The sequence below is a fragment of the Mesorhizobium sp. WSM4306 genome (assembly GCF_007003975.1).
Taxonomy (GTDB): domain Bacteria; phylum Pseudomonadota; class Alphaproteobacteria; order Rhizobiales; family Rhizobiaceae; genus Mesorhizobium.
Genome location: NZ_VFTC01000024.1, coordinates 51,368 through 69,212, shown reverse-complemented (window position 1 = coordinate 69,212; position 17,845 = coordinate 51,368). Strand labels below are relative to the sequence as shown.

Sequence of the window (17,845 nt, the reverse complement as noted above, 5' to 3'; positions counted from 1 at the left end):
TTGCCGGACCCGTCAACTGCGGCGAGCCGGCGAGGGCTAGAAAGACAGGCAGGATATAGGCATGGCCAGCGCCGTCGAACAGTTTTTCGCCGTCAAGTCGAGGATCACCGCTGCCGAGCGCGAAGCCGGCCGCGACGCCGGTTCCGTGACGCTGGTTGCCGTGTCGAAAACTTTTGAGGCCGACGCCATCCGCCCGGTCATCGAAGCCGGCCAGCGCGTATTCGGCGAAAACCGCGTCCAGGAAGCGCAGGCCAAATGGCCGGCGCTGAAACAGGAATTCCCCGACATCGAGCTGCATCTGATCGGCCCGCTGCAGTCGAACAAGGCGAAAGAAGCCGTCGCACTCTTCGACGTCATCGAGACCGTCGACCGCGAGAAGATCGCCGCCGAACTGGCCAAAGAGATCGTGCGCCAAGGCCGCACGCCAAAGCTCTATGTTCAGGTCAACACCGGCTCGGAGCCGCAAAAGGCCGGCATCGAGCCGCGCGACGCCGTTGCCTTCGTCACTCGTTGCCGTGATGTCCACGGTCTCGCCATCGAAGGCCTTATGTGCATCCCGCCGGCGGACGAAAACCCCGGCCCGCATTTCGCGTTGCTGGAAAAGCTCAGCAAGGAGGCCGGCATCGCAAAATTGTCGATGGGCATGTCCGGCGATTATGAAACAGCGATCGCCTTCGGCGCCACCAGCGTCCGGGTCGGCTCGGCAATCTTCGGCAGCCGGTAAGGCCAATCGGACGGTTGGACCAGTTCAGCAACTCCGTTGCGCCAATGCTGGAAACGAAACGGCCCGTTCCTATATGAGGTGTGCCCTCACCAAATCTTCTGGAGCCGCCACCATGCGCTACAATCAACTCGGAAATACGGGGATGTTCGTCTCCGAACTCTGCCTCGGCACCATGACCTTCGGCGCCGCCGGCGAGAATGCTCAATGGGGCCTGATCGCCAGTCTCGACCAGAAGGGCGTCAACGACATCGTTGCCCGCTCCATCGCCGCCGGCGTCAATTTCTTCGACACGGCCGACGTCTATTCGTTCGGCCAGTCCGAACGCCTGCTCGGCCAGTCGCTCCGGGATCTCGGTGTCAAGCGCTCGGACGTCATCATCGCCACCAAAGTCCACGGCGCCATGGGCCAGGGTCCGAACGAGCGTGGCTCCTCGCGCGGCCACATCATGGATTCGGTCGACGCTAGCCTGGAGCGGCTGCAGCTCGACCATATCGACCTCTACCAGCTGCACGGCACCGACACGGTGACGCCGATCGACGAGACGCTGCGGGCGCTCGACGATCTCGTCGCCAGCGGCAAGGTTCGCTATGTCGGCGTCTCCAACTGGCAGGCCTGGCGCATCGCCAAGGCGCTGGGCATTGCCGAGCGCAAGGGCTTTTCCCGCTTCGAGACCATCCAGTCCTATTATTCGATCGCCGGCCGCGACCTCGAGCGCGAGATCGTGCCGCTCATCAACGAGGAGAAACTCGGGCTGATGGTGTGGTCGCCGATGGCCGGTGGCCTGCTGTCGGGCAAATACGGTCCCGGCGCGCCCGGCAATGGCGAAGGCCGCCGCGCCGCCTTCAACTTCCCGCCGGTCAATGAGGACCGCGCCTGGGCAACTGTCGCCGTCATGCGCGACATCGCCAAGAAGCACGACGTCAGCGTCGCCACCGTGGCGCTCGGCTATGTGCTGGCCAAACCCTTCGTCATGAGCGTCATCATCGGCGCCAGCCGCATGGAGCAGCTGGAGCAGAACCTTGCCGCCGCCGATGTGAAGCTCGACGCTGACGATCTCGCCAAACTGGACGAGGTCAGCGCGCTGCCCTCCGAATATCCCGGCTGGATGCTGGAGCGCCAGGGTGCCGGCCGCCGCCCGGCGCCGTTCACGTCGAAGAAGTAGCTCGATCACTGTCGATCTGATGCTTGGGGGCCATCTGGTTCCCCAACATCCGTTCAGGTCATCCGCACGCTCTCGACCAGAAAGTCGAGAAACGCCCGCACCCGTGCCGGCAAATGCCGGCCCTGGCCGACATAGACGGCGTGGGTGGGTTCCTCATCGCCCGGATTGAAGTCTTCCAGCAGCGCCGTCAGCCGGCCCGCCGCAATGTCATCAGCCACATGCCAATGCGCCAGCCGGGCGATGCCGGCGCCGCCAACCGCCATCAGCCGCATCGACTCGCCATCGCTGACCAATGTGTTTCCGATTATAGGAACCAAGATGGCATTGCCGGCTGCGTCGACAAACTTCCAGCCATCGACATGCCTGACAAAGCCGAAAGCCATGCGATTGTGCCGGTCGAGATCGGCCGGTTTCAGCGGCGTGCCGTGGGTGCCGAGATAGGACGGCGCGGCAACGACCACCATCCGACATTGCCCGAGCTTGCGGGCCACCAGCCGCGATTCGCCGAGCGGACCGGCGCGGATGGCGACGTCGGCGCGCTCCTGCATCAGGTCGATGACACTGTCGGTCAGCACGAGATCGACCGAAATCTCAGGATAGCGTTTGAGGAAGCGCGGCAGCAGCGGGATCAGCCGGTGCACCCCGAACGGCACGTAGCTGTTGACGCGCAGCCGTCCGCGCGGTGCCGCACCCACCGCGGCCTCGCGTTCGGCCGCCGCCATGTCGGCCAGGATGCGCACCCCGCTGTCGTAGAAGGCCGTCCCTTCCGGCGTCAGCTGCAGCTTGCGCGTCGAGCGGCTGACCAGCCGCGCCCCGAGCCGTGCCTCCAGCCGTGCGATCAGTTTGCTGACCGCCGACGGCGTCATGCGCAGCGCGCGAGCGGCAGCCGAAAAGCTGCCCGCCTCGACGACGCGCACGAACACTTCGATCTCGCCGGAGCGGTTGATGTCGGGCCTGGCCATCTGTGAATCTATTTCACAGGAAATATGCCTAAGGCAAGTCTGGTTCACAAGGCGTGGGTGCACGATCTGTTGGGTCGGGGCGCGGATTGGACAAGGCGCTCATCGTCTTGGAAGTGGAAACCGCCATGCCTCTTGCTCTCTATGCCCTCGCCGCCGGTGCCTTCGGCATCGGTGTCACCGAATTCGTCATCATGGGCCTCCTGATCGATGTCAGCAAAGATCTCGGCGTCTCGATCTCGGCCGCCGGCCAGCTGATCTCAGGCTATGCACTTGGCGTCGTCATCGGCGCACCGCTGTTGACCATCGCCACCGGCAACTGGCCGCGAAAGATCGTGCTTTTGGCGCTGATGGCCATCTTCACGATTGGCAACCTCGCCTGTGCGCTCGCGCCAGACTACTGGACGCTGATGGGCGCCCGCATCATCACCGCCTTTGCCCACGGCACCTTCTTCGGCGTCGGCTCGGTGGTCGCCACCGGTCTGGTCGCACCCAACAAGAAGGCCTCGGCGATCGCGCTGATGTTCACCGGCCTCACCATCGCCAACATTCTCGGCGTGCCCTTCGGGACATGGCTCGGCCAGGCCTTCGGCTGGCGCGCCACCTTCTGGGCGGTAACCCTGGTCGGTCTGGCAGCCTTCGCCGTCATCCTCCTTCTGGTGCCACGCAGCCAGGAAGCCCCCGAAAAGACCAATTTGCGCGCCGATCTCGCCGTGCTGCGCCGTACACCCGTGCTGCTCGGCCTTGCCACCACCGTGCTCGGCTATGCCGGTGTCTTCGCCGTCTTCACCTATATCGCCCCGCTGCTGACCGAGATCAGCGGCTTCAAGGAAGCGGCCGTGTCGCCGATCCTGCTCGTCTTCGGCGGCGGCCTCATCGCCGGCAATCTGCTTGGCGGCAAGGTTGCCGACCGCTGGCTGGTGCCGGCGGTGCTCGGCAGCCTCGTGGTGCTGGCGCTGGTGCTGGCAACCATGACCTTCGCCGTCCACAGCCAGGTCATGGCCGTCATCTATGTCGGCCTGCTCGGCGCCGCAGCCTTCGCCACCGTGGCACCGCTGCAGATGTGGGTGCTGGAAAAGGCGCAAGGTGCCGGCCAGAGCCTCGCCTCGTCCTTCAACATCGCCGCCTTCAATCTCGGCAATGCCGCCGGCGCCTGGCTCGGCGGCGCGGTGATTGCTCATGGCCTCGGCCTCGGCTCGCTGACCTGGGTCGCCACCTTGCTGCCGGTCGCGGCCCTCGGCGTCGCCGCCCTGGCGCTACGTCTCGACCGCACTCCAGCGCTCGGCGCGCCGGTCTGCGCCCAGTCATAAGCATCACTCGCAAACCCGCTTCCAGATCATCCAAGGAGAAAACAATGGATTATCGACGTCTCGGCGCATCGGGCCTGAAAGTGCCCGCACTCTCCTTCGGCGCCGGCACTTTCGGCGGCTCCGGCCCCCTGTTCGGCGCCTGGGGCAACAGCGACGCCAAGGAGGCGCGGCGGCTGATCGACATCTGCCTCGAGGCCGGCGTCAATCTGTTCGACACGGCCGATGTCTATTCGAATGGCGCTTCCGAAGAGGTGCTGGGCGAAGCCATCAAGGGCCGCCGAGACGCGGTACTGATCTCGACCAAGACGTCCTTGCCGATGGGTGACGGCCCGGCCGATTACGGCTCGTCGCGTTCGCGGCTGATCAAATCCGTGGACGCGGCACTGAAGCGCCTCGGCACTGATTACATCGACCTTTTGCAGCTGCACGCCTTCGACGCCGGCACACCAATCGAGGAAGTGCTGTCGACGCTGGACGATCTCGTACGCGCCGGCAAGCTGCGCTATGTCGGCGTCTCCAACTTCTCCGGCTGGCAAGTGATGAAGTCGCTGGCGGAAGCCGACAAGCACGGTTATTCCCGCTACGCCGCGCATCAGGTCTACTACTCGCTGGTCGGCCGCGACTATGAATGGGAGCTGATGCCGCTCGGCCTCGACCAGGGCGTCGGCGCGCTGGTGTGGAGCCCGCTCGGCTGGGGCCGCCTGACCGGCAAGATCCGCCGCGGCCAGCCGCTGCCGGAAAAGAGCCGGCTGCACGACACCGCCGATTTCGGCCCGCCGGTCGCCAACGAGCATCTCTACCGGGTCATGGATGCGCTCGACGCCGTGGCCGAAGAGACCGGCAAGACCGTGCCGCAGATCGCCATCAACTGGCTGCTACAGCGCCCGACCGTCTCGTCGGTCATCATCGGCGCCCGCAACGAGGAGCAGCTGCGCCAGAACCTCGGCGCTGTCGACTGGGCGTTGACGCCCGAGCAGGTGAAAAAACTCGACGCGGCAAGCGAGGTTACCGCACCCTACCCGTACTTCCCCTATCGCCGTCAGGAAGGCTTTGCGCGGCTGAACCCGCCGGCGGTGTGAGGACCAGCGTTGCCCAATCTCCCCCCTCGAGGGGGAGATGTCGCCGAAGGCGACAGAGGGGGTCGTTGCGCGTGGAGCGCCGACTTCATCGCTCCATCCAAGGGCGTCGGCGCTCTATGTGAGACGACCCCCTCTGGCCGCTTTGCGGCCATCTCCCCCTCAAGGGGGGAGAGATTATCCGCGCCGCTCAGTGCAGCACGAACTCCCCATCCACCTTGCGCCATTCGTTCGGCGCGATCAGCTTCTGGTGCGTGTAGGTCACCGAATGCAGCGGGCCGTCGAGCTTGGCCTGCCAGAATTCGATGAATTTGATCAGCACCGGAAATTTCGGTGCGAGGTCGTAGTCCTGCCAGATGAAGCTCTGCAGCAGGTGCGGGTGGTCGGGGAAGTGATAGAGAATCTTGGCCGTGGTCAGCCCATAGCCTTTGAGCATCAAGTCCATTTCGGCATGGTCACGCATTGCAGCCCCCTGCGTCGATCTCCTTTCCTCCCAATGTTGGATTCTGCGCTCACTTGCTTAACTGTCTATTGATTTTTTTTGATCGTCGCGGGCATTTCCCACGCTAAAACATGCAGTTAGCAGCGGCCTTGGCAGAGTGCTGATAGCCGCTGAATCCACGACTGCGGCATCCCGCCGCGCGAATCCAACGTCTAATGTTGCCGTCATCCCGGAACTGTTAATAATGCGCGCGAATTCGCGGCCGCATCGCCGCGATTCCGCCAATGAACAAATCGGCGGATAGTTTGGGGAGGAATGCCAGAAATGTCCGAGGTCCATGTCCACCGCGTCCAGCCGGCGTGGAAGAAGAACGCGCTGATCGACAACGACACCTACCTGAAATGGTATGCCGACAGCGTGAAGAATCCGGACAGGTTCTGGGGCAAGCACGGCAAGCGCATCGACTGGTTCAAGCCCTTTACCAAGGTCAAGAACACCTCCTTCGACGGCAAGGTCTCGATCAGATGGTTCGAGGACGGCCTGACTAACGTCTCGTACAATTGCATCGACCGCCATTTGAAGAAGCGCGGCGACCAGACCGCCATCATCTGGGAAGGCGACAATCCCTACGACGACAAGAAGGTCACCTACTACGAGCTTTACGAGCACGTCTGCCGGCTCGCCAATGTGATGAAGAAACACGGCGTCAAGAAGGGCGACCGCGTCACCATCTACATGCCGATGATCCCGGAAGCCGCCTATGCGATGCTGGCCTGCACGCGCATCGGCGCTATCCATTCGATCGTCTTCGGCGGCTTTTCGCCGGACGCGCTGGCCGGCCGCATCGACGACTGCAAGTCTACTTTCGTCATCACCGCCGATGAGGGCCTGCGCGGCGGCAAGCCGATCCCGCTGAAGGAAAACACCGACAAGGCGATCGAGATCGCCGCCAAGGCCGGCACCAAGGTCGATAAGGTCGTCGTCGTGCGCCGCACCGGCGGCAAGATCGGTTGGGTGGCCGGGCGCGACGTCTGGTACCATGACGAGACCGCGACGGTGAAGGGCGACTGCAAGCCGGAGAAGATGAAGGCCGAGGATCCGCTGTTCATCCTCTACACCTCGGGCTCGACGGGCAAGCCGAAGGGCGTGCTGCACACCACCGCCGGCTATCTCGTCTATGCCTCGATGACGCACCAATATGTCTTCGACTACCATGACGGCGATATCTACTGGTGCACCGCCGATGTCGGCTGGGTCACCGGCCACAGCTACATCGTCTATGGCCCGCTCGCCAACGGTGCGACGACGCTGATGTTCGAAGGTGTCCCGAACTACCCCACGCAGTCGCGCTTCTGGGAAGTCATCGACAAGCACAAGGTGAACATCTTCTACACCGCGCCGACGGCGTTGCGCGCGCTGATGGGCGCAGGCGACGAGCCGGTGAAGAAGACCTCCCGCAAGTCGCTTCGTGTGCTGGGCTCGGTCGGCGAACCGATCAACCCGGAAGCCTGGGAGTGGTATTTCAACATCGTCGGCAACGGCAAGGTGCCGATCGTCGACACCTGGTGGCAGACCGAAACCGGCGGCATCCTGATCACGCCGTTACCCGGCGCCACCGACCTCAAGGCCGGTTCGGCGACGCGGCCCTTCTTCGGCGTCAAGCCGCAGCTGGTCGACGGCGAAGGCAAGGTGATCGAGGGCGCAGCCGACGGCAATCTCTGCATCACCGATTCCTGGCCCGGCCAGATGCGCACCGTCTATGGCGACCACGACCGCTTCGTGCAGACCTATTTCTCGACCTACAAGGGCAAATACTTCACCGGCGACGGCTGCCGCCGCGACGCCGATGGCTATTACTGGATCACCGGCCGCGTCGACGACGTCATCAACGTCTCCGGCCACCGCATGGGCACCGCGGAAGTCGAATCGGCACTGGTCAGCCACGACAAGGTGTCCGAGGCCGCCGTCGTCGGTTATCACCACGACATCAAGGGCCAGGGCATCTACAGCTATGTCACCTTGATGAAAGGCGTCGACCCAAGCGAGGAGTTGCGCAAGGAGCTTGTCGCCCATGTCCGCAAGGAAATCGGCGCCATCGCCACGCCCGACAAGCTGCAGTTCGCCCCCGGCTTGCCGAAGACTCGCTCCGGCAAGATCATGCGCCGCATCCTGCGCAAGATCGCCGAGGACGATTTTTCCGCGCTCGGCGACACCTCGACCCTGGCCGATCCGGCCGTGGTCGATGATCTCATCGCCAACCGGCAGAACAAGAAGGGTTGACGATCATTCCGCCCAAGGTTTGGCAGGACACGATTGGCGAGACGCGAAATGGCTGAGCTTGGCTCCGTCACCGAACTCTGGCCCTATCCCGCGAGCTCGCTCGCCGGCGAATGCCGGGACGCCATTTCGGTCGGCCTGGAAACCATCGACGGTGACCGCCTGTTCGGCCTCGTCGATGTCTCCGACAACGAGATTGCGCGGCCCGATCGCGACGCGAAATGGCACAAGGTGCCGCGTATCCGCACCCGGCTGACCGGTGATCATCAGCTGGAGATCGCCGTGCCAGAGGGCGACTGGCTGCATGCGCCCGGCGCCGAATGCGACAGCGCCGTTTCGACCTATCTCGGCTTCGGTGCCTCGATCCGGCCGTTCCGCAGGGAAAACGTCGCGCCCGGCTATTCCGGCCCGCTGACAGCCGAGCGTTACCACAAGGCGCCGATCCATCTCTTGACCACGGCGTCGCTGGCGTGGCTGAAGGCGCTGCACCCGGAGTGTAGTCCCGACCCGCGCCGCTTCCGCCCCAACATCGTCGTCGACATGGCGGCGGTCGAAGGTTCGTTTCCCGAGACCGAATGGATCGGCCGCAAGCTCGCCATCGGCGACCTGCTGGTGACCATCTCGGCACCATGCCGCCGCTGCGGCTTCACCATCATCTCCCAGGACGGCTTCGACCACGACCCTGGCATCCTGCGCAATCTGGTCCGCCACAACGCCCATAATCTCGGCGTCTATTGCACGGTGGACAGGCCAGCCAGCGTCGAGATCGGCGCGCCGATGCGGTTCGTTCAGGATTAGAGCAGTTCCAGGAAAAGTGTGTGCGGTTTTCCGTCCGGAATTGCGTGAAAACAAAGAGATAGAGCGGTTCGCCGTTTCCGTGAAACGGTGAAACGCTCTAGCGCCGGTCCAGCCCCGGATCAGACAGATCACTACCGATACAGATCCGCCCGTGTCGGCGGCAGGCCGCTCGGGCCGCGCGCGCGTTTGGTGACGACGGTCTGGAAAATCTGTGCCGAGGCGCGCTCGAAGGTGATCGAACAGCCGGTGAGATAGAGCAGCCACAGCCGCGCCTTGGCCTCGCCGACTTCGGCGACCGCCTCGTCGAAGCGGGCCTGCAGCCGTTCGGCCCACAGCCGGCAGGTGCGCGCATAGTGTTCGCGCAAATTCTCGACGTCATAGACCAGGAAGCCATGCGCCTCGAAATTGCCGAGCGTCATGCCGATCGTGTCGAGTTCGCCGCCGGGGAAAATGTATTTGAGCAGCGCCTTGAACTCCGGCCCCTTGCGCAGGGTCTTCTTCAAATCGCCCTTGCTGCGCCTTGTGATGGCGTGGTGCAGATAGATGCCGCCCGGCTTGAGCAGGCGATGGACGGTCTTGAAATAGGTGGCGTGGTTGGCGAGCCCGAGATGCTCGAACATGCCGATCGAGGATATCTTGTCGAAGCTGCCTTCGAGCTCCGCATAGGATTTGATCTCGATGGTGATGCGGTCTTCCAGCCCCTCGGCGCGGATACGCTCGCGAGCGAGGTCCGTCTGCGCCTGCGACAGCGACACGCCGTGGCCGACGACGCCGTAATTCTTTGCCGCATGGATCAGCATGGCGCCCCAGCCGCAGCCGATGTCGAGCAGCTTTTCGCCCGGCTTCAGCCGGAGTTTGCGGCAGATATGGTCGAGCTTGTCGGCCTGCGCCTGGTCGATGCCGTTGGCGAAATCCGTGAAATAGCCGCAGCTATAGACCATGCGCTCGTCAAGGAAGAGCCGGTAGAAGGCGTTCGAAATGTCGTAGTGATGCTGGATCGCTTCCTGGCTCGATCCGCTGACATAGGGATTGCGCCCCGACAGATCGGTCCGCGCACTCATCTGCCTGCGTGACAACAGCACCGCCGGCAGGTCGCGCAGGATCGCCAGCTTCGGCAGCGACTTGATCTTGGTTCTGAGCTTGCCTTGCGACGGCAGGGCGTAGAAATCGAAAATCGTCCCGTCTTCGATGTCGATCGTCTTGGAAATCCACATCTCGATCAGCGTCGACAAAGACGGCCGCTTCACCACCTGCCAGACGATGTCCTGGTCGTTGATGGTGAGCACCGGCCCGGTGGCAGGACCGATCCGCTCGCCGGTCCACAGCCTGACCGCAAAACCCGGCTTCAGCGTTTCGATCACCGTGCGAACGATGCGCGCGGCCTTCTCGGCTGCTTCCATGCCATTCCTCCGAATGCTGGTCTCCCAGCGGGAGTTTGCCCGGCTGGGCGGACGATCGCAACCCGGCCCGGAAAAGCCGGCCGCCGGCTATTTCACACCGGCATCTTGTCTTTTGCTGCAACGCACTCCATCATGATGGTGTGTTCAACAAATCGAAAGGAGGTGATCCGATGTCGAGTGATTTCGTTTTCCAGAACGTGGCCTCAGCGGATTGCACTTTCGGGAAGCAGTCTTCCCGTTAAGGCGCGAGAAGCGCGGTGGGTGACTTCGGTCACCGCCATCGGCCGCGCCATGGACGGAAACACGGAAGGCCGCCGGCTTCGTCAAGAAGCGGCGGCCTTTTCCTTTGGAGCCAACCGGAACCCCTACTTGGTCAAAGACAGGTTCTCGATGTTGCGGGCAATGGTCTGGAAGGCATCGTTGAGTTCAGTGCCGCTGGCAACCTGGTAGAAATGCTTGATGCTGCCGGTGTCCGGGCTGGCGCAATCCTGCAAGGTCGCCTTGGCGTTCTGCTCGGTGAGATCGAAGCCGATGGTGAAGATCTCGATGCCCTTGTTGCGCATCGCGCCGCACAAGGTCTTGGCTGCCGTACGGGTCGGTTCCTTGCCCGCGTTGTTGTAGACCTGATCCACGCTGCTGGCGTCGAAATAGGACAGGTTGAACTCGCCGTCGGTCATCAGGATCGCGAATTTGGCGACTTTCTTTAGGTCCATTTTGGCCGGCCGCTGCGACGCCTTCATCACGCTGCCCCAGTTTTCCGACAGCATGTACCAGGCCCACTGCACGCCGATGTGGCCGGCGGTGCCGCCCGAAGCGGAAAAGTTCTTGATCACACTCTTGAGCGCGTTGGCGTCGGCCGTCAGCGGCATCAGCGCCGCGGCCGGGCAAGCCGCCGTATTGGTGTTTTGCGCGAAGCCCGACAGGAAATAGTCGCGATTGACCATGCCGACATCGGGGCCGGCATCCGTATACTGGTTGGCGCCCTTGCGCTCGGTGGCGCAATTGTCCGGACGCGTCGATGCCGAGACGGCTTGCGGGTCGCCATTGGCCGGAGCCTGTTTGCGCTGGCTGGACTTGGTTTCGACAAACACGCTGCCGGCGGCAAGCGCGCCGGCATTGACCGAATTGGCGTAGGGCACGATGGCGACGCGCACCCGCGGCTTGGACAAGTCCTGGCCGGCAAGGAAGGCATCGACGGCATTGCTTGCCGCCGCCTTCAAATCCTTGATCTTCTGACCAGCCATCGAGCCCGTGACGTCCAGCATCATCGAGACCTCGATGGTCTTGTCGGAATAGAGCGCGGAGGTGGAAGCACCGACACGCTGCATGTCGCCGACGCTGAACAGCGGAAAGTAAAGCCCGACATCGACGTGGGCGTCGGCCGTGACCGTATTGGCGGTCCTGTCGACGGTCAGCTTGTCGAGAACGATCTGATCGGCCTGCAAGATGCCTGCCATGCTGTTGGCGTCGAGAAAGGCCTGCACCGACTTGTTGGCATCGGCTTCCTTGATGACCCCGGTGGTCAGGTCGCGCGCCGTGGAGGTAACGGCGGCATCGACCACGCCCTGCAGGCTCGATTTGGCGTTGTAAATCTGGGAGATGTTGACGGCAAAGCCGACGCTGAGCGCCAGGACCGAAGCGGCAAGGCCGAACAACACCGCGAAACTTCCACTGCGATCCCTGGTGAAAACACCCGCCGCGTGAACAAGATCCCCATAATTCCGCATGCTTCAGCCTCCGCTCGCCTCGGCCTCGTCGCCGCAGGAAGGCCGATGCAGGATTCCGGCCGGATCGCGCGGTTGCCTCCGCGAAAGCAGCCGGCCATCATTCAAGCCATTGTTTTTGCTGGGTTCTGCATCGCAGCAAAGTGAACGGACGGTAAACGGAAATTCACGCAAGCGACTTCGTTTACGAAGCGCTTACCATGATCCACTGCGTGCCGAATGCCGGTCCCGATCCGGCACAGATGTCCGGAGGATGCAGTGTGTCGAAGCGGACCAGAATCCGGGCCAAGAACCGCTCTACGCGAGCATGTGCGCGCCGACGGTCTTGTCGACGCCGTGATAGGGCGGATTGAACAGCTTGCCTTCCTGCTCGTAGGTCCAGACCTTGAACAGGCTGAGCCGATGCGGGCCAAAACTGTGCAGCAGCGGCACATCCGTGGCGTCGCGGCCGCGCGCGATGACGACACGGCCGATCCTGGGCGTGTTGTGGCGGGGGTCGAACGTGTACCACTTGCCGTCGAGGTAGACTTCCATCCAGGCCGAGAAATCCATCGGCGCCGGATCGACCGGCACGCCAATGTCGCCGAGATAGCCGTTCACATAGCGGGCCGGGATGTTCATGCAACGGCACAGCGTAATCGCCAGATGGGCGAAGTCGCGGCAGACACCGACCCGCTCCTCATTCGCCTGTGCGGCCGTGCGCGTCGGACGGGCATAGCCATAGCCAAAGGACAACCGGTTATGGACATAGTCGACAATCGCCTGCACCCGCGCCCAGCCGGACGGCAGATGGCCGAAAAGCTGCCAGGCCAGCCCACCCAGATGGTCGGTCTCGCAATAGCGGCTGCCGAGGAGATAGCCGAGCACATCGTCCGGCAGTTCCGACACCGGCACTTCCCTGGCCAGCGTGTTGACCTCGTCGGGCTCACCGCTGTCCTCGACGGCAGCGTCGTAGAGGATACGGAAATTGCCGGCGGGCGCGACAAAGCGGCGGCAGGCATTGCCGAACAGGTCGTGATAGACCTTGCTCGGCACCGAAGGCGAGGTCAGCACGCGCGTCTGCCGCTTGATGTCGGCCTGCCGGTCCGCATGGATCTCGAGCAGCGAGATGACCGGCGTGGCGTCCACACAGTCAATGGCGATTTCGTAGCCAAGCCGGATCAGCATCGCAAGTCCCCCCGTCGATCTCGTGGAAAACAGTCTTGCTCAAACGCCAGAAGCGGGACCATGGTTCCCTGGAACTATCGAAAAGGACCGCCCACGCCTTCCCAGGCGGGCGTGGCGACGTTACCGTCGAACGACATGTTTTGACCCTCCTGAAACGCTCCCTGACCCCGTTGGAAAATCTTATGTTTGCAGGCAGAAAATTCGCCGCCTTCCTCTTCGATATGGATGGCACGGTGCTCAATTCGATTGCTTCGGCCGAGCGGGTCTGGGCGGCATGGGCGCGTCGGCATGGTCTCGACGTCGAAACCTTCCTGCCGACGATCCACGGCGTGCGCGCGGTCGAGACCATCACCAGGCTGGCGCTTCCCGGTGTCGACCCGGTCCACGAGGCGCATGTGTTGTTGCAGGCCGAGTCGGATGACGTCGAAGGCGTGCTTCCGATCGCCGGCGCCGTGCCGTTTCTCAACGCTTTGCCGCCCGAGCGCTGGGCGATCGTCACTTCGGCGCCGCGCCCGCTGGCGCTGCTGCGCATGCAGGCGGCCGGCATCCCGGTTCCGGCCTTGATGGTCGCGGGCGAGGATGTTTCGCACGGCAAACCGGCGCCCGACTGTTTCCTGCTCGCGGCAAAACGGCTCGGCGTCGATATAGGCGATTGCCTGGTCTTCGAAGATGCCCCGGCAGGCATCGCAGCCGCCGAGACGGCAGGAGCGTCGGTGATGGTGATCAGCGCCACCCACCAGCACCCGATGGCGACGCAGCATACCGCGATAGCCGGCTATGACGCTGTCGCCATCGCCGTCGATGACGGTGGCTGGATGACCTTGGAGCCGCAGCGCAGCGCGGCCTGAGGAATTGAGGAACTGAGGAACTGAGGAACTGAGGAACTGAGGAACTGAAACCATCGTGCGCGATGCGCCTTTCTTCAACTCTTCAGTTCTTCAGTTCTTCATTTCCTCAGCTCTTTGTTCCCGAACTCTAGAAATCCGTAGCCAAGCCCTTGACCTCCCAGTCGCCGTAGCGACCGGGTTCCTTGCCGCCGCGGCCGCCGACCTCTTTCGGCAGCGCAGCTTCCTTCTGGCGATACTCGTCACGGCGCGCCTTGGCCTCGGCCAGCGCGCGGCGGGCGGCGGGTGTCAGGTCCTTCGGAGGCGCAGCGCCATACGGATCGGTGTCGGCTTTGCTGGTTTCGTCGGTCATGCGATAGTTCCGGCGGATTGAAACGAGAGGCGGCGTTTCCCATCATATAGCGATGATGACACCCGGATCGACCCCTTTTTGCCGCGGCCGCAAACGGAGCAGACGATGAGCACGCTACGCACCGCCATGCTTCTGGCCGCAATGACGGCGCTGTTCATGGGCGTCGGCTTCCTGATCGGCGGCACCGGCGGCATGATGATCGCCTTCCTGGTCGCCGCCGGCACCAACCTGTTCAGCTACTGGAACGCCGACAAGATGGTGTTGTCGATGAACCATGCCGTCGAGGTCGACGCCAGGAACGCGCCCGAATTTTACGCCATCGTCGAGGCGCTTGCCAAGCAGGCCGGCCTGCCGATGCCGAAGACCTACCTGATCGACAACCCGCAGCCCAATGCCTTCGCCACCGGCCGCAATCCCGAGAACGCCGCCGTCGCGGCCTCGACCGGCCTGCTGGAGCGTCTTTCGCATGAGGAGGTGGCGGCGGTCATGGCGCATGAACTCGCCCACATCCAGCACCGCGATACGCTGACCATGACCATCGTGGCGACGCTCGCCGGCGCCATCTCGATGCTCGGCAATTTCGCCTTCTTCTTCGGCGGCAGCCGCGACAACAACAATCCGTTCGGCTTTGTCGGCGTGCTGGTGGCGATGCTGGTCGCGCCCTTTGCCGCCATGATCGTGCAGATGGCGGTCAGCCGCACGCGCGAGTACGAGGCCGACCGGCGGGGTGCTGAAATCGTCGGAAATCCGCTTTGGCTGGCATCAGCGCTTGACAAGATCGCTCGCGGCGCCGAACGCATCCGCAACCCGGATGCCGAGCGCAACCCCGCGACCGCGCATCTCTTCATCATCAATCCCTTGCACGGCGAGCGCATGGACAGCCTGTTTTCGACCCACCCGAACACCGACAACCGCATCGCCGCGCTGCAGGCGATGGCGCGCGACATGGCGGGCCGCACCAACCAGCCGGCGCCGCGCCAAGCGCCCGTGCCCACCGAAGAACTGCAGGCCGATGGCCAAGGTCCATGGGGCAGGCCGGCGCAGCCCGAGCCGCCGGCCGAACCGGAACAGCCAAAGCCCAACCCGTGGGGCCGCAACCCGACCGGACCCAAAGGTCCGTGGTCGTGAGCGAAGCCAGAGGCCGGCCCGCACATTCAGGCAATCGCGAAACCAGCTCCGACGAACCGTTCGCCGGCCTCGCCGCGCGCAAGGCGGCGGCGCGGCTGCTGGCCGCCGTCATCGATGCCAGGACACCACTCGACGGGCTGACCGACCATGAGAACGGCCACCCGCAATACAAGGCGCTCGATATGCGCGATCGCGGCCTGGTGCGCGCCATACTGGTGACCGCGCTGCGCTACCGCATGACCATTGCCGGGCTCCTCGCCCGCCGGTTGGAAAAGCCGCTGCCACCGAACGCCACGGCTCTGTCGCACCTATTGCATGTCGCGGCGGCGCAAATCCTGTTCCTCGACATTCCTGACAGCGCCGCCGTCGACCTTGCCGTGACCCACGCAAAATCCGATCCCCGCACGCAGCGCTTTTCCGGCCTCGTCAACGGCGTGCTGCGCACGTTGGCACGCGCCAAGGAAACCGAACTGCCGGCAGCCCTCGCCGCCACCGACGAAGCGCCAAAGTGGTTCTCGGATAGGCTGAAGGCCGCCTATGGCGCCGACAAGACGAAGCAGATTCTCGCTGCTCACCGGGTGGAGGCTCCGGTCGACTTCACCGTCAAGGCCGATCCCGAACTGTGGGCCGAAAAGCTCGGTGGCATCGTGCTGCCGACCGGCACGATCCGGGTGGAAAAGCTCAGCGCCTCCGTCACCGAACTGCCCGGCTTCGAGGATGGCGCCTGGTGGGTTCAGGATGCCGCGGCCAGTTTTCCGGCACGGCTGTTCGGCGATGTCAAAGGATTGCGCGTCGCCGACCTCTGCGCCGCACCGGGCGGCAAGACCGCCCAGTTGATCCTGGCCGGCGCAAAAGTCACCGCCGTCGACACCTCGAAGAACCGCCTGGCGCGACTGACGCAGAACCTCGAACGGCTCGGCCTGTCGGCGGACATCGTCCAGGCCGATCTGCTGAAGTACCAGCCGGCGGAGCTTTTCGACGCCGTCCTGCTCGACGCCCCCTGCTCTTCCACCGGCACGGTGCGGCGGCATCCCGACGTACCGTGGACCAAGACCATGGCCGATGTCGAAAAGCTTGCCGACCTGCAGGCAAGGCTGCTCGCCCGCGCCGTCACCTTGGTCAAACCGGGCGGTCGGATTGTTTTTTCCAACTGCTCGCTCGACCCGATCGAAGGCGAAGATCTTTACCGCGTCTTTCTGGCCGGCAACAAAACCATCGCCAACGATCCATTGCAGCCGGGCGAGATCGACGGCATCGATGCTTTCCTGACCAGCCAGGGCACGCTGCGCACCACACCAGCCGATTTCGACCTAGGTTCGCCGGGGATTTCCGGCCTGGACGGCTTCTTCGCCGCCCGCATGCGGCGTGTCGCTTAGGGTGCAACGCGTCGCCCAGGATGTGTCGAGATTCAGGTCAGGCCGCGCCGAGAGCGGCGGTTTCTGAGAACCGGAGCGGAGCGTACTGAAGTACGTGAGCACCGGAAGCGCAAGAAACCGGCGCTCGCAGGCCGGCCTCACCTGAATATCGATACATCCTAAAGCATGTCGTCAAGCGACCAGGGCTTCCCCCACCGCGCATCGATCTCATCGTCGACATTCTGGTAGCGGATATCGGTGGAGAGCCGGATACGCCCCTCCCTGCTCTTGTTGATGGTCGAGGCATGGATCATGTAGGGGGAGTGCAGGACGACATCGCCGGCCTCGAAATCCGCGATCAGCCAGCGTGTGTCGAAGCGCTCCGCCATGCCAGGCAGATCCTTCGACACCCAGCCGCCTTCGCTCATGTTTCTGTTAAAGGCGCTGATGCGTTCCTCGGGGCTAAGCCCGGCATTGTCCCTGGCGAAGCGGGCTTCCATATCGAGGCCGATCGCGTGTGATCCCTGGAGATAGACCAGACCGCCCATGTCGACGGAAACGTCGCCGATCGGGATCCAGGCCGTGACGATGCGGCTGGTGCCGCCGCGCAGATAGACGAGATCGTAATGCGCCGGCGTCGCCACAGTCGTGCCGGGCAGGGTGAAGCGCATGAGCTTGCGCTTGTGCAGGTAGGACAGCCCGCCGACAAACGCATCCATCAGCCGCGACATCGGCGGCTGCGCACAAAATCCTTCATAGGCGGTGGAACGAACCAGCGCCATCAGCCGGCGATCGGCGAGCTGGCGGTCGAATACACCGGCCGCCGCCTGCCCAAGCGCAGGATCGGACCCAGACTTCAGCAGCCCGGTATCGGCCAGATGCGAAAACACCCAGCCGCGAAAATCGATGACGTCGCTGCGCGGCAGCACGCCTTTCAGCCAGACATAGCCTTGCTCGGCAAAGAGCTTGCGGATCGTCTCGATGCCGACCTTGGGGTCGGTCGGCGAGAGATAGCCCAGCCGGTTCGGCGCCGTCGACAATGTCTTGCCGTTCGCGATCAGAGCGATCGGCGGAACAGTGTCCTCAAGCTCTGCTCGGCTTGTTGATCTTGACATTTCAGTCATCC

At 63.6% G+C, this 17,845-nt stretch carries 16 protein-coding genes; 9 read left to right on the top strand and 7 right to left on the bottom strand.

Features of this window, described 5'->3' with window-relative positions; all coding sequences use genetic code 11:
- Positions 1-61: 61 nt before the first annotated feature.
- Both FJV77_RS24195 and FJV77_RS24190 read left to right on the top strand, forming a co-directional pair.
- Positions 62-724 (top strand): YggS family pyridoxal phosphate-dependent enzyme, encoded by a 663-nt coding sequence (locus tag FJV77_RS24195; protein WP_142869113.1) that lies wholly within the window; start codon positions 62-64, stop codon positions 722-724.
- A 112-nt stretch (positions 725-836) separates the two neighbouring features.
- Positions 837-1,886, top strand: a complete 1,050-nt coding sequence (locus tag FJV77_RS24190; protein WP_142869112.1) for an aldo/keto reductase — start codon at positions 837-839, stop codon at positions 1,884-1,886.
- A 53-nt stretch (positions 1,887-1,939) separates the two neighbouring features.
- Here the strand turns inward: FJV77_RS24190 and FJV77_RS24185 are convergent, their stop codons facing one another.
- A complete protein-coding gene (locus tag FJV77_RS24185) occupies positions 1,940-2,848 on the bottom strand; it encodes a LysR family transcriptional regulator (RefSeq protein ID WP_142869111.1) in 909 nt (302 codons plus the stop codon).
- A gap of 125 nt (positions 2,849-2,973) precedes the next feature.
- Between FJV77_RS24185 and FJV77_RS24180 the strand changes: the two genes are divergently transcribed.
- The gene (locus FJV77_RS24180; protein ID WP_142869110.1) at positions 2,974-4,155 is read left to right on the top strand and encodes an MFS transporter; all 1,182 of its coding nucleotides are present in this window, start codon (positions 2,974-2,976) and stop codon (positions 4,153-4,155) included.
- A gap of 44 nt (positions 4,156-4,199) precedes the next feature.
- Complete coding sequence (locus tag FJV77_RS24175) at positions 4,200-5,234, top strand: aldo/keto reductase (RefSeq protein WP_142869109.1); 1,035 nt, start codon at positions 4,200-4,202, stop codon at positions 5,232-5,234.
- Positions 5,235-5,421: 187 nt separating this feature from the next.
- On the opposite strand, the gene FJV77_RS24170 is transcribed toward FJV77_RS24175, so the two are convergent.
- The gene (locus tag FJV77_RS24170; protein WP_142869108.1) at positions 5,422-5,694 is read right to left on the bottom strand and encodes an usg protein; all 273 of its coding nucleotides are present in this window, start codon (positions 5,692-5,694) and stop codon (positions 5,422-5,424) included.
- A 303-nt stretch (positions 5,695-5,997) separates the two neighbouring features.
- Here FJV77_RS24170 and acs point away from each other — a divergent pair, with 303 nt between their 5' ends.
- Entirely contained in the window at positions 5,998-7,953 is a 1,956-nt protein-coding gene (gene acs / locus FJV77_RS24165) for an acetate--CoA ligase (RefSeq protein ID WP_142869107.1), read from the top strand.
- A 48-nt stretch (positions 7,954-8,001) separates the two neighbouring features.
- The gene (locus FJV77_RS24160; protein WP_142869106.1) at positions 8,002-8,748 is read left to right on the top strand and encodes an MOSC domain-containing protein; all 747 of its coding nucleotides are present in this window, start codon (positions 8,002-8,004) and stop codon (positions 8,746-8,748) included.
- Positions 8,749-8,879: 131 nt separating this feature from the next.
- On the opposite strand, the gene FJV77_RS24155 is transcribed toward FJV77_RS24160, so the two are convergent.
- From FJV77_RS24155 to FJV77_RS24145, 3 genes are all read right to left on the bottom strand, one after another.
- Positions 8,880-10,148, bottom strand: a complete 1,269-nt coding sequence (locus FJV77_RS24155; protein WP_142869105.1) for a cyclopropane-fatty-acyl-phospholipid synthase family protein — start codon at positions 10,146-10,148, stop codon at positions 8,880-8,882.
- Positions 10,149-10,513: 365 nt separating this feature from the next.
- On the bottom strand, positions 10,514-11,875 hold the full coding sequence (locus FJV77_RS24150; RefSeq protein ID WP_142869104.1) for a pilus assembly protein: 1,362 nt from the start codon (positions 11,873-11,875) through the stop codon (positions 10,514-10,516).
- A 294-nt stretch (positions 11,876-12,169) separates the two neighbouring features.
- On the bottom strand, positions 12,170-13,039 hold the full coding sequence (locus tag FJV77_RS24145; RefSeq protein ID WP_142869103.1) for a transglutaminase family protein: 870 nt from the start codon (positions 13,037-13,039) through the stop codon (positions 12,170-12,172).
- Between the two features lie 182 nt (positions 13,040-13,221).
- Between FJV77_RS24145 and FJV77_RS24140 the strand changes: the two genes are divergently transcribed.
- Complete coding sequence (locus FJV77_RS24140) at positions 13,222-13,887, top strand: HAD-IA family hydrolase (RefSeq protein WP_142869102.1); 666 nt, start codon at positions 13,222-13,224, stop codon at positions 13,885-13,887.
- Positions 13,888-14,014: 127 nt separating this feature from the next.
- On the opposite strand, the gene FJV77_RS24135 is transcribed toward FJV77_RS24140, so the two are convergent.
- Positions 14,015-14,236: a DUF1674 domain-containing protein gene (locus FJV77_RS24135; RefSeq protein WP_142869101.1), complete on the bottom strand. Its 222-nt coding sequence runs from the start codon at positions 14,234-14,236 to the stop codon at positions 14,015-14,017.
- A 105-nt stretch (positions 14,237-14,341) separates the two neighbouring features.
- On the opposite strand from FJV77_RS24135, the gene htpX reads away from it, so the two are divergent.
- Positions 14,342-15,364: a zinc metalloprotease HtpX gene (gene htpX / locus FJV77_RS24130; protein WP_142869100.1), complete on the top strand. Its 1,023-nt coding sequence runs from the start codon at positions 14,342-14,344 to the stop codon at positions 15,362-15,364.
- Positions 15,355-16,740, top strand: coding sequence for an RsmB/NOP family class I SAM-dependent RNA methyltransferase (locus FJV77_RS24125; protein WP_185970411.1), 1,386 nt, complete (start codon positions 15,355-15,357; stop codon positions 16,738-16,740). The genes htpX and FJV77_RS24125 overlap by 10 nt, the downstream gene beginning before the upstream one ends.
- Positions 16,741-16,898: 158 nt before the next feature.
- Here FJV77_RS24125 and FJV77_RS24120 read toward each other — a convergent pair whose 3' ends face one another.
- The gene (locus tag FJV77_RS24120) at positions 16,899-17,834 is read right to left on the bottom strand and encodes a phytanoyl-CoA dioxygenase family protein (RefSeq protein ID WP_142869098.1); all 936 of its coding nucleotides are present in this window, start codon (positions 17,832-17,834) and stop codon (positions 16,899-16,901) included.
- Positions 17,835-17,845: the final 11 nt, after the last annotated feature.